Source organism: Pseudomonas sp. GNP012, assembly GCF_054343835.1.
Map to the genome: position 1 here is coordinate 3,739,374 of NZ_JBTGUU010000001.1, position 20,527 is coordinate 3,759,900.

The 20,527-nt window shown below is 59.8% G+C and carries 19 protein-coding genes; all 19 read right to left on the minus strand.

Features of this window, described 5'->3' with window-relative positions; translation table 11 throughout:
• Window positions 1–327: a flagellar hook-basal body complex protein FliE gene (gene fliE, locus ACXX83_RS16820; protein WP_102674967.1), complete on the minus strand. Its 327-nt coding sequence runs from the start codon at window positions 325–327 to the stop codon at window positions 1–3.
• A gap of 250 nt (window positions 328–577) precedes the next feature.
• Window positions 578–1,963, minus strand: coding sequence for a sigma-54-dependent transcriptional regulator (locus ACXX83_RS16825; RefSeq protein ID WP_458549120.1), 1,386 nt, complete (start codon window positions 1,961–1,963; stop codon window positions 578–580).
• A 5-nt stretch (window positions 1,964–1,968) separates the two neighbouring features.
• Window positions 1,969–3,174 (minus strand): sensor histidine kinase, encoded by a 1,206-nt coding sequence (locus tag ACXX83_RS16830; RefSeq protein ID WP_458550211.1) that lies wholly within the window; start codon window positions 3,172–3,174, stop codon window positions 1,969–1,971.
• 128 nt (window positions 3,175–3,302) lie between these two features.
• Window positions 3,303–4,778 (minus strand): sigma-54 dependent transcriptional regulator, encoded by a 1,476-nt coding sequence (locus tag ACXX83_RS16835; protein WP_458549121.1) that lies wholly within the window; start codon window positions 4,776–4,778, stop codon window positions 3,303–3,305.
• Window positions 4,779–4,950: 172 nt separating this feature from the next.
• Window positions 4,951–5,247, minus strand: coding sequence for a flagellar protein FliT (gene fliT, locus ACXX83_RS16840; RefSeq protein ID WP_015096255.1), 297 nt, complete (start codon window positions 5,245–5,247; stop codon window positions 4,951–4,953).
• Between the two features lie 10 nt (window positions 5,248–5,257).
• Window positions 5,258–5,653, minus strand: a complete 396-nt coding sequence (fliS, locus tag ACXX83_RS16845) for a flagellar export chaperone FliS (RefSeq protein ID WP_217835997.1) — start codon at window positions 5,651–5,653, stop codon at window positions 5,258–5,260.
• 129 nt (window positions 5,654–5,782) lie between these two features.
• Complete coding sequence (gene fliD, locus ACXX83_RS16850; protein WP_458549122.1) at window positions 5,783–7,219, minus strand: flagellar filament capping protein FliD; 1,437 nt, start codon at window positions 7,217–7,219, stop codon at window positions 5,783–5,785.
• Window positions 7,220–7,302: 83 nt separating this feature from the next.
• Window positions 7,303–7,656, minus strand: a complete 354-nt coding sequence (locus tag ACXX83_RS16855) for a flagellar protein FlaG (protein ID WP_217835999.1) — start codon at window positions 7,654–7,656, stop codon at window positions 7,303–7,305.
• Between the two features lie 72 nt (window positions 7,657–7,728).
• Window positions 7,729–8,580, minus strand: a complete 852-nt coding sequence (locus tag ACXX83_RS16860) for a flagellin domain-containing protein (RefSeq protein ID WP_015096259.1) — start codon at window positions 8,578–8,580, stop codon at window positions 7,729–7,731.
• Between the two features lie 244 nt (window positions 8,581–8,824).
• On the minus strand, window positions 8,825–9,091 hold the full coding sequence (locus ACXX83_RS16865; protein WP_217836000.1) for a hypothetical protein: 267 nt from the start codon (window positions 9,089–9,091) through the stop codon (window positions 8,825–8,827).
• Window positions 9,088–10,380, minus strand: coding sequence for a motility associated factor glycosyltransferase family protein (locus tag ACXX83_RS16870; RefSeq protein ID WP_217836001.1), 1,293 nt, complete (start codon window positions 10,378–10,380; stop codon window positions 9,088–9,090). Before ACXX83_RS16870 ends, ACXX83_RS16865 begins: the two co-directional genes overlap by 4 nt.
• Before the next feature lie 89 nt (window positions 10,381–10,469).
• Window positions 10,470–11,396, minus strand: a complete 927-nt coding sequence (locus tag ACXX83_RS16875; RefSeq protein WP_056721553.1) for a ketoacyl-ACP synthase III — start codon at window positions 11,394–11,396, stop codon at window positions 10,470–10,472.
• Between the two features lie 227 nt (window positions 11,397–11,623).
• On the minus strand, window positions 11,624–12,676 hold the full coding sequence (pseI, locus tag ACXX83_RS16880; protein WP_217836002.1) for a pseudaminic acid synthase: 1,053 nt from the start codon (window positions 12,674–12,676) through the stop codon (window positions 11,624–11,626).
• A complete protein-coding gene (pseG, locus tag ACXX83_RS16885) occupies window positions 12,669–14,174 on the minus strand; it encodes a UDP-2,4-diacetamido-2,4,6-trideoxy-beta-L-altropyranose hydrolase (protein WP_458549123.1) in 1,506 nt (501 codons plus the stop codon). Before pseG ends, pseI begins: the two co-directional genes overlap by 8 nt.
• Window positions 14,171–14,878 (minus strand): pseudaminic acid cytidylyltransferase, encoded by a 708-nt coding sequence (pseF, locus tag ACXX83_RS16890; RefSeq protein ID WP_217836004.1) that lies wholly within the window; start codon window positions 14,876–14,878, stop codon window positions 14,171–14,173. The genes pseG and pseF overlap by 4 nt, the downstream gene beginning before the upstream one ends.
• A complete protein-coding gene (locus ACXX83_RS16895; RefSeq protein ID WP_458549124.1) occupies window positions 14,875–15,495 on the minus strand; it encodes a pseudaminic acid biosynthesis-associated methylase in 621 nt (206 codons plus the stop codon). Before ACXX83_RS16895 ends, pseF begins: the two co-directional genes overlap by 4 nt.
• Window positions 15,495–16,685 (minus strand): UDP-4-amino-4,6-dideoxy-N-acetyl-beta-L-altrosamine transaminase, encoded by a 1,191-nt coding sequence (gene pseC / locus ACXX83_RS16900; RefSeq protein WP_458549125.1) that lies wholly within the window; start codon window positions 16,683–16,685, stop codon window positions 15,495–15,497. Before pseC ends, ACXX83_RS16895 begins: the two co-directional genes overlap by 1 nt.
• Window positions 16,686–16,819: 134 nt before the next feature.
• Window positions 16,820–19,744 (minus strand): TIGR00180 family glycosyltransferase, encoded by a 2,925-nt coding sequence (locus tag ACXX83_RS16905; protein WP_458549126.1) that lies wholly within the window; start codon window positions 19,742–19,744, stop codon window positions 16,820–16,822.
• Window positions 19,745–19,796: 52 nt separating this feature from the next.
• Complete coding sequence (locus ACXX83_RS16910; protein ID WP_015096269.1) at window positions 19,797–20,525, minus strand: cephalosporin hydroxylase family protein; 729 nt, start codon at window positions 20,523–20,525, stop codon at window positions 19,797–19,799.
• Window positions 20,526–20,527: the final 2 nt, after the last annotated feature.

Below are 20,527 nucleotides of genomic sequence, written 5' to 3' on the forward strand. Positions count from 1 at the left end.
TTAAACCGGCATCTGCATGATGTCTTGGTAGGCCTGAACCAGCTTGTTGCGCACCTGGGTCAACGCCTGGAATGACACACTGGCCTTCTGCGAGGAAATCATCACGTCTGTCAGGTCGACGCCGCTTTTGCCGATTTCGAAGGCGCTGGCCAACTGAGTGGAAGCCTGTTGGGTGTCGTTCACTTTATTGACGGCCTGGCCGAGCATGTCGGAAAAGCTGCTGCCCGCCACTTCAGGGGCGGCAGTCGATTTCGGCGCAGACATGGCATCCATTTGCATGGCGCGCATATCCAGCATCAACCGATTGAATTCAATACCTTGGCTCATGGTTTCTCTCTTTGACGACCCGCAATTTTTTGACACTCACTCGGCGGGTCATGAGGTGTTAGCAACAAGGGTGCCAGCTCCATGGCCACTCCAAACAAAAGCTCTTTGGCCCGCAAATCACTGCAAAACACTGTGGGAGCGAGCCTGCTCGCGAAGGCGGTGTGTCAGTCGACATTCATGCACCTGACACACCGCCTTCGCGAGCAGGCTCGCTCCCACAGTTTTAGATCGGCGTTGCGCGCATCTACTTTCAGGTGGCGAACAGATACGCTTCCACATCCATGCCGGCATCGCGCATCTGCGCCAGCTTGTAGCGCAGGGTTCGCGGGCTGATCCCCAGGCGCTCGGCCGCCTCTTTGCGCCGACCGCGTTCGGCGCGCAGGGTATCGATGATCATCTGGAACTCACGGCGACGCAGGTCATCCCCCAGCGCACCGGCCGACTCGGACTCGACCTCCACTGACCGCACCGGCGCCGCAACCGACACAGGCAACGGAGCACAGGCCACCGGCCCGGCCAGGCAGAAGTCCTGCGGCTGGATCAGACCGCCCTGCTGCAAAATCAGCGCGCGCTGAATCGCGTTGTCCAGTTCACGCACATTGCCTGGCCACGGATAACCGATCAGGCACGCCTGAGCCTCGGGCGACAGCCTGGCAGCCGAATGCTTCATCTTATTGACGTGCCTGGCCAACAGACGCTCGGCCAGCGGCAGAATGTCAGCGGTGCGCTCACGCAGCGGACGCCAGGCCAGCGGAAACACCGACAGGCGATAATAGAGGTCTTCGCGAAAGCGCCCCGCCGCCACTTCACCCGCCAGGTCGCGATTGGTGGTTGCGACCACGCGAATATCCAGCGCGATCGGTTTACGCGCCCCAACCCTCTCGACCTCGCGCTCCTGCAGCACGCGCAGCAATTTGGCCTGGAGTCCCAGGGGCATCTCGGAAATTTCGTCGAGCAGCAGGGTGCCGCCGTCGGCCTGCTCGAACTTGCCGGCTTGCGCGGCAATGGCGCCGGTAAAGGAACCTTTCTCGTGACCGAACAATGTCGCTTCGAGCATGTTGTCCGGGATCGCGGCGCAGTTGATCGCAATGAACGGCTGACTGGCCCGATGAGAATGCTGATGGATGTAACGCGCCAGCACCTCCTTGCCCGTGCCCGACTCACCCGAGATCAACACCGTGGAATCACTGCGCGCAACCCGCGCCGCCAGCTCGAGCAACTGCGCGCTCGCCGGCTCGAACGCTACCGGCCCCTCACCCTCGGCCAGGCCAAGACTGCCCAGGGCATGGCGCGCCACCAGATCGAGCAACGCCTTGGGTTCGAATGGCTTGACCAGGTAGTCCGCCGCCCCCTGGCGCATCGCATCGACCGCACGCTCGACCGCACCGTGAGCCGTCATCAGCAACACCGGCAACTGCGGCTGCCGCGCTCGCAGCAGGCCCAGCAACTGGTGGCCATCCATGCCCGGCATGTTGACGTCGCTGATCACCAGGCTGAAGGCCTCGCTGCCGACAACTGCCAGCGCCTCTTGCGCCGAACCCACCGCCTTGTAATCGTGCCCCGCGAGCAACAGCGTATCAGCCAGTGCCTCGCGCAACGCACGGTCGTCCTCGACCAACAGTACCTTGATGCCCATCTCTGTCACTCCGCGCCCTGAGCGTTGCTGAACAGCGGCAGGATCACCTGCGCGCAAGTGCCGCGACCGAGCCGCGAACGCAGCTGCAATTCTCCCTGATGCGCACGGGCCACTGCCTTGACCACGGTCAGACCAAGACCTGTTCCCGTGGTCTTGGTGGTAAAAAAGGGTTCGCCCAATCGCGCCAGAACCGCGGCATCGATACCCGAGCCGCTGTCACTGACACACAGGCGCAGGGTGTTGCCGCGGGTGTAGAGGTGAATCTTCAGGCGCAATTGACCGGCACCGGCCTGAATGGCGTTCTCGATCAGGTTGAGGATCGCGCCGACCAGGGTGTCGCGATTGCACAGCAACTCCCCCGAATGACTGTCGCACTGCCAGCGGATCGGCAGATCCTGCACGTGGGTCAGTGCGGCCGCCTGCAGCGATTGCATCAGTTGGCCAGGGGTTATGCGGTCGGTCAGCGGCAACTCACCACGAGCAAACACCAGCATGTCGCGCACCTGGTGCTCGAGCTCATGCAGGCGCTCCTTGAGACGCCCGGCAAAGCGCTGCTGGGTAGCGACCGGCAACGCTTGCTCGGTCAAATGACTGGCGTACAGCAACGCGGCGGACAGCGGCGTGCGTATCTGATGAGCCAGGGACGCGACCATGCGCCCCAACGACGACAGACGCTCATGCCGAGCCAATTGATCCTGCAGATGGCGGGTTTCAGTCAGGTCATTGAGCAACACCAACTGGCCAGGCTCGGCGTCCAGCGAGCGCGTGGCGATCGAAAGACGCCGGCCATCCTTGAGGGAGACCTCATGGCCATCGTCTTCGCGCGGCGCAAAGCAGCGGGCAATGACGTGGCGCCACAACTCACCTTCCAGCGGCAGGCCCAGCAACTCGCACGCCGCCGGATTGGCTTCGCGCACGATGCCCTGAGCGTCGATGACGATGACACCACCGGGTAACAGATCAAGGAGATTTTGCAGGCGGTTGGCCAGGCGTTCTTTTTCCGCCAGCTCCTGCATGCGCTGGGCGCTGACCACCGCCAGCTCACCTTTGAGCTCGGTGACCCGGGCTTCAAGCATGCTGTAGGAATCGGTCAACTGACTGGACATCTGATTGAACAGCACGAATGCCTGCTCAAGGCCCAGACGGCTCGCCTGCTCTACGGACGACGTTTGCCGCGAAGCATCCCCAAAAGCATCTGAGGCAGGAGATATCTGGGCGGATGGGGGCATTGTGCTCTCTCGCTTGGCTGACCGTCAGTGAAACGGAACGTTGCGAGGGACAAAGCAATACCCATGCCTAAAAAAAACTTCTTATAAATGAATGTGTTGAAAAACAGGCGTCAATCATCCGCCTGTTCGTCTCCATCACGACGACTCATGCCGTACTTGCGCATCTTTTCCACCAGCGTGGTACGACGAATACGCAGACGCTCGGCCGCGCGCGCCACGATGCCATTGGCATCATCCAGCGCCTGCTGAATCAACCCTTGCTCCAAGCCGCCGAGGTAGTCCTTCAGGTCCAGGCCCTCCGGCGGCAACATGGCGTTGACCGTGAAGTCCTGGGTATGGCCGTTGATGGCCACGCGCTCTTCCAGATCGGTGCGCAGGCTGTCGACCATTTGCTCGTCTTCATCGTCGACGTAGCGGAATTTCTTCGGCAACTCGACCACACCGATAACGCCGTATGGATGCATGATCGCCATGCGCTCCACCAGGTTGGCCAGTTCGCGGACGTTGCCCGGCCAGCCATGCCGGCACAGCGACATGATCGCCGCCGAGTTGAAACGGATCGAACCGCGCTTCTCGTGCTCCATGCGCGAGATCAGCTCGTTCATCAGCAGCGGAATGTCCTCGACCCGCTCTCGCAGCGGCGCCATCTCGATCGGGAACACATTCAGGCGGTAGTACAGGTCTTCGCGGAAGGTGCCGATCTCGATCATGCTTTCGAGATTCTTGTGGGTCGCGGCAATGATGCGCACGTCGACGCTCTGGGTCTTGTTGCTGCCCACGCGCTCGAAAGTGCGCTCCTGCAATACGCGCAGCAGCTTGACCTGCATCGGCAACGGCATGTCACCGATTTCATCGAGGAACAGGGTGCCGCCATTGGCCAACTCGAATCGACCGGCACGGCTGGTGATTGCCCCGGTGAAGGCGCCCTTCTCATGACCGAACAATTCGCTTTCCAGCAACTCGGCCGGGATCGCCCCGCAGTTGACCGGCACGAACGGCGCTTCGCGGCGCTTGGAATGGTAATGCAGGTTGCGCGCAACCACTTCCTTGCCGGTACCGGACTCACCGAGGATCAGCACGCTGGCATCGGTATCGGCGACTTGCTGCATCATTTGGCGGACGTGCTGGATCGCCCGGCTGGTACCGACAAGACTGCGGAAAAGGTTGGGCTCGCGATGACGACCGCGCTCGCGGGCCTGGTCGTACATCTCGCGATAGACCTGGGCACGGTGCAGCGAGTCGAGCAGCTTGCTGTAGCTGGGCGGCATTTCGAGGGTCGAAAGTACCCGGCGACGCTGGTCCTCCGGCAGGTCAATGGAAGAATTATCGCCCATTAACAAAACCGGAAGGAACTCATCCCAGGTCGAGAGTGTCTTTAGCAAGCCCAGAAGTGCACCAGGAGCATTGACCGTCCCGATCAGGACACAGATTACTTCACGACTTGACGACAAAGAGCCGACAGCCTGCTGCCAGTCATGGCTACCGCAGGGTAAATTTTCTTCGCCGAGAAAATTTAAAATCACCGCCAGGTCGCGGCGGCGGACGCTATCGTCATCAATCAGCAGAATTTTGGTTTCACGCCACATGCAATAGCAACTTCCCTAGTCAACTCAATGCCCAAAATGCTGGGGCAAGCTAAACGCTTGCAGGCCTGATATGCCTGAAGACGACTGAAATCTGGAACCAGCCACTAGTTAAGTCAAAAAACCGTGCACAGTCAAATTTATGGCGCACATGTCTGGATTAACTTGGGGTTAATTAACCAAACAGATGGTAAACCTTTGCCGCGTTCCGCGCTTGCTGGATCTGAGACATTTCGTCGACTATCGCCTGCCTCTCCCCCATCGCCACCTCAAGAAGCTGCTTGTAGACATACAGCAGCTCCTCAAGATTGCTGCGCAGAACTTCCTCGTCCAGCGAAGCCTCGCTCAAAACGTCTTCCATGCAGGAACGGCAATCCAGGTCCAATTGACCGATAGCCTCCCAGTCGCGCTCGGCCAGGGCACCGACCAGCGCTTCACGAGTTTGTTCTATTCGCTGCAATACAAGACTCATGGCGATCTCCTTAGAACTGCGGACCCGGCTCAGCAATACCGTCCCAGCCTTCTTTCACCGTGCGAAGCAGGCCCGCGACCTCATCGAGAATCTTCGGGTCGTTGTTGATGTTCGCCTCGGCCAGGCGCTTCATCATGTAGATGTAGAGACTGTTGAGTTCGCCCAGGGTATCGGCGCAATTTTCAAGATCCAGGCCTTCACGCAAGCCACCGATGATGCCGATCGCCTTGCTGATCGATACACACTTGCCGGGAACATCCTTGCGCTCCAGGGCGCCTTTGGCCTGCGCAATGCGGTCCAGGCCACCTTCCATGAGCATTTGTACCAAACGATGCGGACTCGCTTCGGACGTCTGGGCGTGCGCACCCACTTTCTGATACTGCCGAAGGGCTAACATTGGATTCATGTTCTACCTCATTACCACAATGACTCGTATGACCAGTGTATCGTCAGCGAGTCAAAAAACTTTAGATCAGAAGACAAAAACCCGGCACACGCGAAAAGGCGTAGCCGGGTTTTTGTCGTCAACTCATGACTAGTTGTTGGACTTCTGGGCGTTCAAGGTCGTGAAGAACGAGGTGATGCTTGTCGCCGTCGCTTTCATTTGCCCGACCAGAAGGTCCATTGCGTTGTATTTGGCGGTCAACGTCTTGGTCATGTTCTCGACACGCAAGTCCAGCGCCAACTGCTGGTTCGTAAGGTTCTTGCTCAGGTTCTGCAGGTTGGTATTGCGCTGATCAAGCAACCCGCCTGTCGACACATAGGGCTTGATCGCAGTGCCCATGCGCGCCAAAAGGCCATTGGTATCATTGGTACCGCTGAACAGCTGCTGTACCTGACCACTCATGCCACTGGTGGACATCGTCTTGTTGAACGTCGTCGTGTTGAACGCCAGATTGCCCGTTTTCTCGTCTGTCATCACGCCGAGCTGCGACAGCACGGCCAATGGACCGCCCGCCCCCGGAGCCGTCAACACGCCGCGAATATCGGAAATCAATTGGCGCGGCATCGAGTCACCGGTAAATGCCGCCTGAACCGTCAGGTTGCCATCGGCATCCGCTGTCGCCTTGGACAGGTTGTTGATGGTGTTCATCAGGGTATTGTAGGAATCAACGAACGTCTGGATCGATGTCTGCAAACCGGTGGTGTTGGCCGCGACAGTGATGGTCGCAGCAGCCGGCGGCGTGCCAGGGCTCACGGAAGCAAGGTTCAGGGTCAAGCCACTGACTGCACCGGTAACGGTATTACTCTTGCTGGTCACTGCCAGACCGTCGATGGTCAACGATGCGTCCACCGCAATCCCGTTGACCGCACCTGAACTGGAAGCCGAAGGGTTGGCGCCCATCGGTTGGGTACCATCGATTTCAAGGCCGGCGATACCGCTGACCACAAGGTCGGAACCCGCACCGGTCTTGTTCGAGCTGATCACCAGTCGCGACGCACCCGTGCTGTCGGTCACGATGTTGGCAGAAATACCATTGCTCGCCTGTGCAGAGTTGATGGCATCCCGGGTGCTTTGCAAGGTCGCATTGGCCGGAATCGTGACATCGTAATCAGTGCCATTCTGACTGATTTTCAGAGTACCACTCGGAATGGCACTGGCGGCACCGCCGGCAAAAGAAGCACTGGCTACTTTCGAGCTGGTGGCCAGGTTATTCACAACAACGCTGTAGGTACCGGCAACGGCAGTATTGTCGGACGTTGCACCCAGAATCGACGGGGTACCCGAAGTGGCGCTAAAACCCGCAAACGCAGGATTGGTCTTGCTACCGAGATTGGTCAGTGCAGTCTGAAAGGCCGTCAGTGCGCTTTTCAGGGAACCGACACCGGAAATCCTCAGCGTGTTGGTTTTGGTCTGAGTATCGATCTGCGTCTGTTTCGCCGATTTGTCGGCGTTGACCAGCGCAGTAACGATCGCACCGATATCCAGGCCAGAGCCAAGGCCCGTGCCCGGCAAAATTGGACTTGCCATTTTTAGTCTCCCTTCAGGTTGCTGCCACTCTTTTGACCTTTACCTGCGTCCAAAGAACGTACAAACACTATTCATGCCAGCTATCAGACTTTGGCGTCGAACAATACGTGGCTCGCATTGCTCAGGCTCTCTGCCAGCTTGAGGGCCTCTGCGGAGGGAATCTGTCGCACGACTTCGCCCGTTTCGCTTGCAATCACTTTGACGACGACCTTTCCGGATTGCTCGTCGATCGAGAACTCCAGGTTGCGCTTGATCGACTGTACAAACTTTTCGATCTGCTGCACCGCCTGCTTCAGATGGGTGTCATCCTTGTCCGGCTTCTTGTCCGCCTCCGCAGCCACGTTGACGGCCTTAGGCTTTTCCGGCGCCTTGTCCGTGACGGTGCTCGCTGGCTGGGGAGCCGGATAAGACACGCCAAGCTTTACGCTCATCTCCATGCCCATCACCTCTTAAAGTAAAAAAGCGAGAGAGCGTGCAAGCACACTCCCCCGCCCAAACTCATTCCGAAATTACTGAAGCAGCTTCAGTACAGCGGAAGGCAGTTGGTTGGCCTGTGCCAGAACCGAGGTAGAAGCCTGTTGCAGGGTTTGCTGCTTGGTCAGGTTCGCGGTTTCCTGGGCGAAGTCGGTGTCTTGAACACGGCCTTGTGCAGCAGTGGTGTTTTCCACGATGTTCTGCAGGTTGGAGATGGTGCTGGTCAGACGGTTTTGCGAAGCACCCAGGTTTGCGCGGGTGGCGTTGATCGATGCCAGAGCAGCGTCGATAGCGGTGATCGCGTTGTCGATGTTGGCCGACAGGGTGGCGGAAGTTGCACCGGTCAGAACAACAGTACCGCTGCCTACGGACAGGGAAACGGCGTCGAACTTGGAGCTCAGTACCAGGTCGATGCGGTTGGCCGAACCAGTGTTGGCGCCAACTTGCAGCTGCATGGTGCCAGCCGTACCGTCCAGCAGGTTTTTGCCGTTCAGGTTGGTCGAAGCAGAGATACGAGTGATCTCGTCAGACATCTGAGCGAATTCGGAGTTGGTAGCGGTCTGGTCAGCAGTGCTGTTGGTACCGTTACGTGCTTTAACAGCCAGTTCACGCATACGCTGCAGAATGTCGGTCGAAGCCTGCAGAGCGCCTTCAGCGGTCTGGGCAACGGAGATACCGTCGTTGGCGTTCTGGATTGCCTGGGTACCACCACGGATCTGTGCAGCCATGCGGGTTGCGATCTGCAGGCCGGCGGCGTCGTCCTTGGCGCTGTTGATTTTCAGGCCGGAAGACAGACGCTGCATCGAGGTCGAAAGTGCATCGGTAGCACGGTTCAGGTTTTTCTGAACGCCCAGCGACGTGGTGTTAGTGTTTACGGTTAAAGCCATGACGAATTCCTCGTTGGTTGGGTACTGCGGCTTCCGGCCCTGGCAACCGCCGGGTATGGCCTAGAGAACCTTCGTAATAGTTATCGTCGGGTTGGCAGGTTGCTTGAGGGCTTTTTTAAAAAAAATTGCCATCACCCTGCCACCTCCGAGAAAACAAGGGCTTAGCGCCCCCTCAACCGTAAAAAAATGACGCCATGAAACTGTCCGGCCCACAAAGGCCCGTGCCAAAGCCGTCGCCACCCATTCAGGCCGGCAGGCTTTCCAGCAAATCGACCAGCTCATACTCCATGAAGTCGGCAAGTCCCAGCCAATCCTGGCGCTCCTGACAGTCCAGCATTTGCCTGAGCATCAAAGCCCAGGCCTGCTGAGCATCCTGGGGTGCCTTAGCAAACAGTCGCTGGGTTTCATCGAACAGATCAACCATGATCAACGCCGCTTCGACATCACGCCCAAGGCGAAACAACCCCGCGCACTGCCGGCACTCATCGATGCCTTCCACTAGAGGCTTCATTGCACGAAATCCTGATTGAACTGCGTCCCGGCAATCATTGCCCCAGCCCGACTGCTATTGAAAAAACGCACCTCGGGATGCCTCGCGATGTATCGCTCGAGCTCGCACAGGTAGCTGCGGAAATTCAACTGTGTCTTGACCTTCTGCCCATGACCATCGTGCACCCAGTGCCTGGCCTGATTCACGGGTGGCCCCAGATCCCCATCATTCCAGCCGGTATGCGTCCTGTTCATTGGAAAGGAAAAATCGGCACCGAACAGCGTGATGCGCTGCGCGCCCATTTTCACTGCCAGATCGACCGCCGGATGGATCACGCTGCCACTGACGTAGAGTTGTGCACGCGGGTGTTGCCCACGCAACGCCGCATAGATCGGGCTGGCGGAGTAACCGCCGTATCGCTTGCCTTTCCAGGCCTTGAGCATGTATGGATCGCTCAATGGCAAGTACACCAGCGGAATGCCTTCGGAGCCCTCGCCCGGCAAGTGCAGCACACTGATGCGCTGGTCAATGCTCACGACCAGGTCAGGTTTGATCCCGTGCTCGCGAAGGGGTTTGTAAGCGGTATCCACAGTGATGAACAGAGGTCGTGGCGTTTGATTGCGTACGGCGGCCAGGCGCTCGAAATTCCCTTCAAGACTGGGCCCTGTGCCGATCACATAGATTTCACGATCGGAGCAGGTGCCAAATAGCTGTGCCACATCATCATCGGCCAGCAGCACTTCGAGGGTATCCTGCAAGCGCTGCTGAATGGCCGGCGACTGCGGATCGAATTCCCGATTGTTGAAACTCAGGTGCACTTCGCTGACCAGGCGATCACGAATCTTCGCGCTGAAATCATCCGCCAGCAGCAATTCGGCCGGCAATGCAAAAAACGGTGTGCAGATGTCCGACATATCGCCGGCATACAGCAGTTGCACGCGCGGATCACTCAGCCATTGGCGCTGGTCGATCAGTTGCAACACCAGCGCGAACAGTGCGCCGTTGAGAATATGGACGTATAGCTTTTCAAGCCCCGCGCGCTCCAGCAGAACGCAAGGCAAATCGCCGAAACCGGTGCCGTAAACGTGCAGCTGTGGTTTGTCGAGCGGGAGGCTGGCGGCCTGCAGGCGCGCCTCGTGCAGACGATCATGCCGGCTGGTGAGCTGGATACCGCCCACGCACAACGTCGAGTCCCGCCCCTCGATCAGGTCGACCTCGACGGCCAGGCGATCTTCCTTTTTCAATCGCGCATACAGCGGCGGCCAGCGCCGCTGGATAACCTGAGCATTGTCTTCAAAGCATTCGCTCATGCTACCTCGCATTCCTTACAAGCAAAAAAGCGCTCAAGGTTAACCCTTGGGCGCTTTTTTGTACCGGCCTTTTATGAAAAGACTTTTACTCAAGGACGATAGATGATCGCCGAACCCCATGACAGCCCCACTCCGAAACCGCTGAGCGCAACGCGCTTCCATTCGGAATCGAGAATATGCTTTTCCAGCAGCAATGGAATGCTCGACGACACCGTGTTACCGGTCTCGACCATGTCCTTGATGAACTTCTGCGGACACTCCTCGAAGCGCCGTGCCACCGCGTCGACAATCGCCGCGCTGCCCTGGTGAATGCAGAACGCATCGATGTCGTCAGCGCTCAGTTGCGACTCGCCCAGTAACTCGTGCAAATGCGCCGGCACCTTGAGCAGTGCGAAGTTGAATACCTGGCGACCGTTCATGAAGAACACGCCGTCGGTGACTTTCAAGTGTGGAGCGCCGGAACCGTCGGTGCCGAACTTGGCCTTGCCCAGTGCCCAGGTCGGATTTTCACCCATCCAGGTGGCGGTGGCGGCATCGCCGAACAGCATGGTGGTGTTGCGGTCTTCCGGGTCGACGATCTTCGAATACGGGTCGGCAGTGATCAGCAGGCCGTTCTTCAGGCCGGCGGCCTCCATGAAGCCCTTGATCGCATAGATGCCGTAGACGTAACCGGAACAGCCCAGGGAAATATCGAACGCGGCGACATTGGTCGGCAGGCCGAGCTTGTCCTGCACGATGGCCGCGGTATGCGGCAGGCCTTCTTCGTCACCGTTCTGGGTGACGACGATCAACGCATCGATGGATTCACGTTTCAGATCAGGGTTGCTGGCAAACAGCGCATTGGCCGCTTCAACGCACAGATCGGAAGTTTCCTGATCAACGCCCTTGCGCGGCAGGAAAGCCGAACCGATCTTGCCCAGGATGAATTCTTCATCCTTCTCGAATTTTGCACCTTGTGCGTAATTGTCCACGCCGGCTACAGGAACGTAGCTCGCAATGCTTTTTATGCCAATCATTACGGCTTCCCAATAATAAACAGCCCAATACCACCACTCGCAGGAATCGAGGGGCGCCGACAAACCTGGATTTGCGTCACCCTGGGGCGACGGCCGGGAAGCGTAAAGGGCTATCACTGAACCCGATAAAGGGGTCAGGCGCCATCTTCCCGGTCAATACAATACAGTGAAGATGCGCGTTATGACTCGCAGGTCACTCTATTTTGCCGATTCACCCCGCTTATGGGTTATTCGACCAACGACCAATCCAGCGCGGTTCCACGCTTGATGGCCTGACGGGCACGGCGTTCCAGCAGGCTTGGGGCATGCCTGGGCGCCAGCCCGAGCCCCGGACGGATGGCTCTCAGGTTGGTCGCATTGAAGGGCTCGCCGGCCTCCATGTCCCGGGTGACATACAGCGATCGACGGTACATCAGGGATGGGCGCTCGGCCTCGCTGACGCCGTAATGCACGTGCCCCATGGCTTGCCAGGCGCGTTCGGTTTCAATCACCAGGCTGGCCAGTTCAGAGGGCTCCAGCGAGAAAGCGGCATCGACGCCACCGGCCGCACGCTCGAGGGTGAAATGCTTTTCCACCACCGTTGCACCCAGCGCCACCGCCGCCACGGACACACCGACACCCATGGAGTGATCGGACAGCCCCACCTGGCAATCGAACAACTCGCGCAAATGAGGAATCGTACGTACGTTGCTGTTCGCCGGTGATGCCGGATAGGTGCTGGTGCATTTGAGCAGCACCAGATCCTTGCACCCGGCCTCGCGGGCGGCGCGCACGGTTTCATCGAGTTCGGCGATGCTGGCCATGCCGGTGGAAATGATCAGCGGCTTGCCCGTCGCGGCCACCCGGCGTATCAGCGGCAGGTCGGTGTTTTCGAAACTGGCGATCTTGTAGGCCGGCACGTCGAGGCTTTCGAGAAAGTCCACGGCGCTGTCATCGAATGGCGTGGAGAACGCCAGCAGGCCCAGTTCTTTGGCCCGTGCGAAAATCGGTGCATGCCATTCCCAGGGTGTGTGGGCCTTTTCGTACAGCGCGTACAACGAAGTACCGGCCCACAGGCTGTTCGGGTCCTTGATGAAAAACTCGCCCTCGGCCAGGTCCAGGGTCATGGTGTCGGCCGTGTAGGTCTGCAGCTTCAACGCATGGGCACCGGCCCTGGCCGCGGCCTCGACAATTTGCAGCGCCATGTCCAGGGACTGGTTATGGTTGCCGCTCATCTCGGCAATGATGAAGGGCGGTGCATCGGCACCGATCAGGCGCTCGCCAATCTTGAAGCTAGTCATCTGCGTGATCCTTCAATACGCGCGTGAACGCGCAGTCACTCTGGGTAAAACCGGCTTCGCGAAAGACCTTCAGCGACGGCTGGTTAGCGGGCATGACCTGGGCGTTGAGCGACTCCAGTTCCGGCCAGTGGGCCTTCACAACAGATTCTCCACGGGCCAGCAGCGCCCTGCCCCAGCCCAGGCCGAACCGGCCTTCGAACAGATAAATCGACACTTCGGCGGTAAAGCCACGCAGGTCATAGCGCAGCACACCTACAGGGCCGTCATCAGCCTCGGCAATCAACAACAGCCGCCGGACATTGCTCAGGCTCGCCGTCAGCCAGTTCTGATGCGCCGACCATTCGATCACGCCGGTCTCCAGCGACCAGCGACGCACGGCCTCAGTGTTGCGCCCATCGAACAAGAGTTGCGCATCACCCAGGGTCGCCGCTCGCACCCTCAGCACTGCACCCGCCAGTGCAGCCGCCACCCGCTGCGCACCCCGTCCATCGACCAGTTGTCGCGATTGCCGCGCCAGGCTCTGGCGTAAACCCTGGTTACCCGCGACAAAGCCGATGGCCAGGCGCAGTTGCTCGACACTGACTTGCTCGCGCGCCCCCATGAACACATGAGCGCCTGCGGCCGCCATGACCTCGCCGTTGGCCTGCTGGTTGTTCGATACGGCAATGCAAATCGTCGGCAACCCCATGGCCGCCCGTTCCCAACTGGTGCCGCCTCCCGCTCCGACAAACAGGTCGGCTTCGGTCATCAATCGATAAAAGTCGCTGACAAAACTGTGCAGGCGCCAATGCGGGCGACTGGCCGCCAACGCCTGCATCTGCGCCCAGGCCGGATTACCCGCACCGGCGACAAAATCGACCTCCAGTTCGGGAAAGTCCGCCAGCGCCAGCATTGCATGATGGGTCTGCATGGCCGCGTCGAACCCGCCAAAATTCACCAGTACACGTCGAGCCCGTGGCTTGATCTCGATGGCCGGGCAGCAGAACTCGTCGCGCAACATGGCGAACCGCGGACCGAACAAAGTCCGGCAGCCGGGCGCCAGCAGCGAGGTATAAGCCTCTGGCGTACCCGAGAGATTCTGGTTCAGCAACAGGTCGGCGCTGTAGGTCCGCGTGGCGAGGTCATCGACCACGGCGATCCGTGGCGCAAAGCGCCGGGCGGCGGTCTGCCAGTGATGATCGAGGCCGTAGTGGTCGACAATGATCCAGTCGAACGCCGGCTGGTGTTCCAGCAACGGCCCGAGCGCGGCGATGTCCGCCTGCCAGGGCAACATGGATTCGATGGCTTGCTCCGGGTCTTCGTCGCTGTAGCGCTCGGGCAGTTCAAAGGTTTCGAAACCTTCGGCCCGCAGTGCCTCCAGCCGATGCCCCGGCAGCAAGCGACAGGCGAAAGCCACGTGGCTGCCTTGCCGGCGCAATACGCGGGCCAGGCACAGGCAGCGCGCGATGTGGCCGCTGCCGATGGTCGGCGAGGCGTCAGAACGAATCAGCACTCTCATTGCAGCTCACCTGCGGCCTTGAGCGCGGCATACAGGTATTCCGCGCGCGTCCAGTCCTGCGGTGTGTCGATGTCCTGCACCAGATGCCGCGGCAGGATGACCGGCAGGCTGTACGGTGAATACAGCACTTCGCCACGCAGCCAGGCATCGCTGCGCCCCCAGTAGAACTGCCCGGCATCCTGATAGGCGCTCGGCAGATCCTGGGAGCGGGTATCACGATACTGCGGGTACAGCGCCGTCAGGGCGCCCTGCTCATCAAGGGTCAGGGCTCGCTGGACCGGAAAACCGAAGTCGCACACCGAGAATGCAAAAGACTTGTCGGGATGCTGTTCCAGCAGACTCAGCCCCTGGACAAGAAATCGCGATTGCAACAACGGTGCGGTCGCGTAGATGCAACAGGCCCGGTCAAAATTATCCCCCTGTTCGCGCAATGCTTGCAGGGCATGGGCGATCACCGCGGCGGTGCCCGTGAAGTCGTCGGCCAGTTCCGCCGGGCGCATGAAGGGCACCTGAGCGCCACAGTCGCGCGCCAGCCCGGCGATTTCCTCGTCGTCGGTGCTGACCACCACCCGGGAAAACAACCCGCACTCCAGGGCAACCTGAATCGAGCGGGCAATCATCGGCACACCGGCGAACGGCTTGAGATTCTTGCGGGGTATGCGTTTGCTGCCACCGCGGGCCGGGATGATGGCGACGTTGTTCAACGGCGTTTTTCCAGGACAAACCAGGTAATGTCATCCACCGGGAATTGTGGATCGCGGTGGTAGCCAAAACCGTAATCGAGCAGTTGCAGGTCGTCATAGCGATCGAGCATTTCACCGGCAAAATCGCGCTTGAACAACTTGCCGCTGTTGCCGCGATACGGAACCTCGACCGGCGCCGGGTTGTAGTACTCGGCGATCAATATGTAGCGCTGGCTCAGCTCATACAGTTGCGCGTACGCAGCCGGCAGCAACTCCGGTGCCAGGTGAATCAGTACGCCTTTGCTCAGGGTCAGGTCAAAGGTGCGCTCGCGAGGGAAATCGAACAGCGAGCCGTGCCAGAGGTGGGCAATACCCAACGTCTTGGCAGCGGCGCACGCATTGGCATTGATCTCCACGCCGAACAACTCGCAGCGCGGCAACAGCTGGTGCAGAGCCTGCAGGTTGTTACCGGCATTGGTGCCCAGTTCCAACAGGCTGTCGAGGTGTCCGACCCGTGTCAGTGCCTTGGCGAACAGCGCCAGGTTGGCCGCCACCAGCGGCTGTCCGAGATTGCGGTCAACGTACTGGTTGCCGAATTCGCCCTGCCAGAAAGCCTCCTGCTCAGTCAGTTCACGCATCACACATTTCCCACACGTCGCAATGGCTGGATGATTTCGATCAGTTGCTGCATCTGCTCGACCACATAGTCCTGTTGCTCATGACTGAGCAACGGATACAACGGCAAGCTGATGGCTTCGGCGTAATAACGCTCGGCCTGCGGGAAATCACCTTCGGCGAACCCCAGGTCACGGTAGTAAGGCTGCAAATGCACGGGGATATAGTGCAGGTTCACCCCAATCCCGGCGGCCCGCAATCTCTCGAACACCTCTCGATGGGTGAGCGTGATCTGATCGAGTTGCAGCCGCACCACATACAGGTGCCAGGACGACTCGGCCTCAGGTTGTGCACCGGGCAGTGTCAACGGCAGATACGCCAGCAAGCGGTCATAACGCGCCGCCAGTTCACGTCGACGCTCGATAAACTCATCCAGCTTGTTCAACTGCGACAAGCCAAGGGCCGCCTGCAGGTCGGTAATGCGGTAATTGAACCCCAGTTCCACCTGCTCGTAGTACCAGGGACCGTGGCTGGGTCCGGTCATTTGCTGCGGATCCCGGGTCATGCCGTGGCTGCGCAGGCGTTGCAAACGCTCGGCAAGTTCCGGGCAATTGGTCATGACCATGCCGCCCTCGGCACTGGTGATGATCTTCACCGGGTGAAAGCTGAACACGGTCATCGCGGCAAACTCGCCACACCCCACCGGGCGCCCGGCGTAGGAGGCACCGGCGGCATGGGCCGCGTCTTCGATCACCGTAAAGCCATAGCGCTTGGCCAGTGCGGCAATCCTGCGCATGTCGCAACTCTGGCCCGAGAACGCCACGGCCACGAGCACTTTCGGCAGCCTGCCTTCACGCTCGGCCCGCTCCAGCTTGACAGCCAGCGCACCGGCGTCGAGGTTCCAGGTGAGCGGGTCGATATCGACAAAATCCACCTCGGCACCGCAGTAGCGCCCACAGTTTGCCGAGGCGAGAAAGGTGTTCGGTGTCGTCCACAGCCAGTCGCCCGGCCCGAGCCCGGCCGCCAGGCAAGCGATGTGCAGGGCCGCCGTGGCATTGCACACTGCCACGGCAAAATCAGCTTCGCAGCGCTCGGCCATCGCCCGCTCGAAGCGCTCGATGGTCGGCCCCTGGGTCAGCCAGTCAGACTGCAGGACGCTGACCACGGCGTCGATGTCCGCCTGATCGAGGCTTTGCCGAGCGTAAGGAATCATGCTGGCATCCAGGCATGGGCGAGCTTGCCCGGAAAAGGACGGACGAAATGACGCCCGTACGAACCGGTGTCGCCTGAGATGAAAATCGATGTTCCGTTGGACATGCCTTGAATCCTTATACCTGTTCGCCGGGCCTAGCCGAGCAACTGAACCCAGTTCACCGGGGCAGCTTCGCCCAGGGCAAAGCCTTTGCCGCTCAAGGCCAGATTGGCGTTATAGGCCTGGTCCTGGGCAAAGGCTGCCGCCCACTTGTCACGCAATGCATCGAGGGCCTGCGGCACCTGTGGCACTTCACCGCAATGAATGACCTGTACCAGCGGCGTCCACACGGTGAGGTAACCGGCCTGACCGGCCCTGAGGCACAGATCGACGTCGCTCAAGCCGTCGGCGAACGTCACACCGTCCAGACCGTCCAGCTCGTCGAACAACGCTTTACGCACCATCAGGCACACCTTCGACACCGCCGAGTAGTTCTGCTCCAGCGCCAACCGGTGCAGGTAACCTTTGGCATCGTGTTTTTCACCGACAAAGGCTGAGCCCACACCACCGTTCATGCCAAGAATCAGGCCGGCCTGGGTGACCTTGCCGTCGCGGTCGATCAACTTCGGACCGACCACGCCGACCTCAGGACGCTGGGCGTGATTGAGCAGCGACTCCAGCCAGTTCGGGTTGACCACTTCACTGTCGGCAGCCAACAGCACCAGGTACTCGCCTCGCGCCTGCTGGCTGGCAGCGTTGTACAACGCCACATCGCTCAGGGTCCGGTCGGCACGCAGTACGCTGACTTTCGGATGCTGGTAGGTACCCAGCCAATCGTTGACCTCGGCCGACTGATTCGGGTTGAGTGCGATCAGCACTTCGTACCGGATGTAGCGGGTGCGCAGCAACACGGCTTGCAGGCACTGTTGCAGCGCCGCCAGGTCATCCCCGGCTGGCAGGATGATCGACACCAGCGGGCGTTCGCTGTGGCGGTAGTCGATCTGCCAGGTACCCGGCACCGTCGAAGTGACCTTGGCCTTGTAGCCACGATTGCCCAGGTGACGCAACAACGCCAGGCGTTCATCGGCATTCTCTTCCAGTACCGGGGCCCGGGCAATCACCAGCGGTTCATCCAGGTGGGCCAGCCCATTGAGGCCGCCCTGCTCGATGATGCGCAGCAACAAGTCGAATTCCAGCGCCTTGCTGAAGTCAGGCTGGTAGCCGCCGACTTCAATAAACACTTCCCGGCGGATCAGCCAGTGACGCGCCATCAGGGCCGGCAGGCTTTGCAGCAAATCAAGGTTGAAACCCGGACGGAACACGTCCACCAGCGCGCCTTCGGCGGTGCGCTGGATTTCGTCGGTGGCGACGGCACGACATTGCGTGTCAGACAGCAGTTCCAGGCTGGCGCGCAACAGGCCGCCGGCGGTGAACTCGTCGCCGGCTTCAGCCAGCATCAGCCAGTCGCAAGGCGACTGACGAGCACTCTGGTTCAGTTTGTCGACGTAGTTGCCTGGCGTGACCCGGACAAAGTGCAGAGTGTTCTGCGCGGTGGTCGCCGCTGGGGCTTCACCGGTGGTGAAGACCACAATCCTGAACGCCTTGGCGTGACCTTCGAGCAGGCTGTCGAGAGAGACTTGCAGCTTGTCGATATCGTTGTCCAGGTCCAGCAGGAGGATCCCGAACTGTGGACCGCCACCGTTGACCGCCAGGTGTTGGGCGATCGACTCCGCCTCGTCAGCATCAGGCTGGCGGGGCGCGAGCCATTTGAGCAGGCGACCGGAGAGCATCTTGTCGAACGTTGCACAATTACCCTCGACCGACACCGCCTCAAGGCGTGCAGCCCAGTCGCGCAGGGACTGCGCCTCTTCATCTTCGCCCAGCAACTCCAGCTGAGTCACCAGACGCTTGACCACCGTGCGGTTGAACACGTTGCTGTCGTGGGCTTGCCACAAACGGTCGACCACACTTTCCGGCGTGTCGTTGTTACGCGCCAGCATCAGGCTCTGCTGACGGGTCCAGATACCCTCCAGGCCTGCCAACTGAACGCGACCGGCCGGCATGGCGTGCAACAGGAACTCGAACTGGGTCAACTGATCGAAAAACGCCTGGTTGTAGAACGGCATTTCGACATATTGCTTGGGGCCGAAACGGCGCTCAGGGCCTTTCTCGACATTCGTCCAGGCGGACTCGATAATCAGCTCGGTGGTCAGTGCGCGACCGGTGCGCAAACTATCGGCCAGGGCTTCAAAGCTTTGCAGCGCGAACTGCCGGCCTTGCTCCGGGTCTTGGCCTTGAACTTGAGTCGGCAGCCCGAAGAGGAACGCGGCGAAGGCTTCACGCTCGGCGACCGACTTGGCATCGGTATGAGCCAGCGTGTGGAAGATCTCGGTGTTGTGGTCGGAGTACCCGTAATTCATCTCACGCACGACATACGGGATCGGCAGAATCCGCGCCTTGCCCCGCGCCAGCATGTAATGCGTGTGACCGATTTCCTGCCATTGAAAGGACGTATCGTGGGGCATGACCTGATACCAGTCACGTACCAGGTCGGTGCGCTGCACGGCATAAAATGGCGGGAGGTACTGGTGCATGTAATCGAGCACACGCTCCTCGGCGTGCTCGGAGCAATAGTCTTCGCAAACCTTCTTGTCACGCCGGAAGTAGCTGACGCTATTGGGTTGTGACAGGTACATCATGCTGTAACCGTGGCACAGGCCGTAGTCGGGATTGGCCTCCATGAATGCCACGGCTGCGCGCAGGGCGTCATGCACATGGAAGTCATCGTCGGCGGCGAACACCATGAACGGTGTGGTCACTTGCTCCACGCCAAAGGCCAGCTTGGCACGAACACCCCAGTAGCCAAACTGCGGGACATGCTGGTAGTCCACATTTTCAAACTGCCCGGCCAGGCCTGGCTGGCCTTCAGTCGAAGAATCGAGCACCAGAATCCTGCAAGGCAAGTCGCTGTAGAAACGTGCAGCCCGACGTAAAAACGCCGGCCGCTCGTGAGACATCAGCACCACGGTCAACTGTTCGTTGAGTGCCAGCCCGTGTCCAGAATTGTTCTTGCCTTGCATACCTTTCCCCACAACGGCTTATCGCCGAAAAAACCCAACGATGTCTTGTCGATTACCGCACGCGACGCAGATAGCCATCCGGCGCGACGGTGATCAGCAGCTTGCTGTGAATGGCCTGGTCGATTTCAAAATCACGGTTTTCTTCCAGGTAGGCCCATACCGCGGTCTTCGGGTTGTCGCCCTTGCCCCACGGGCGATCCGGGAAGGCGTCTTCCGGCATGTCTTCCACCACGGTATCCATCACCACGCAGTAGCTGCCCACCGAGGTCATCGGCGCGTAGGCCCGCAGCTCTTCAAGGACGTGCTCGTGGGTGTGATTGGAGTCCAGGACCACCAGCACTTTCTTGCCTTCGACACGCTGACGGACCTGATCGACGATCGCCGGATCGATACTCGAACCCTGGATCATCTGGATCCGCTTGCTCATTGGATGCGCTTCGATCGCTTCACGGTTGTGCTGGCGGATATCGATGTCGACGCCCAGCACCTCACCATGGCCGATCAGTTCCAGCATCGAAGCGTAAAACACCAGCGAGCCGCCGTGGGCGATACCGGTCTCGACAATGATGTCCGGCCGCAGCGCCCAGATGATCTCCTGCATGGCGACCATGTCCTGGGGGAACTGAATGATCGGGCGGCCCATCCAGCTGAAGTTGTAGGTGTACTTATGCCTGGCGGTCGTCCCAACCCAGTCCAGCGACGTGGCTTGCAACGCTTTGTCCTGTTGCAGGCCTTCGATGTTCTCTTTTACTTCTTCACGAAACTGCTCATGAGGATTCATTA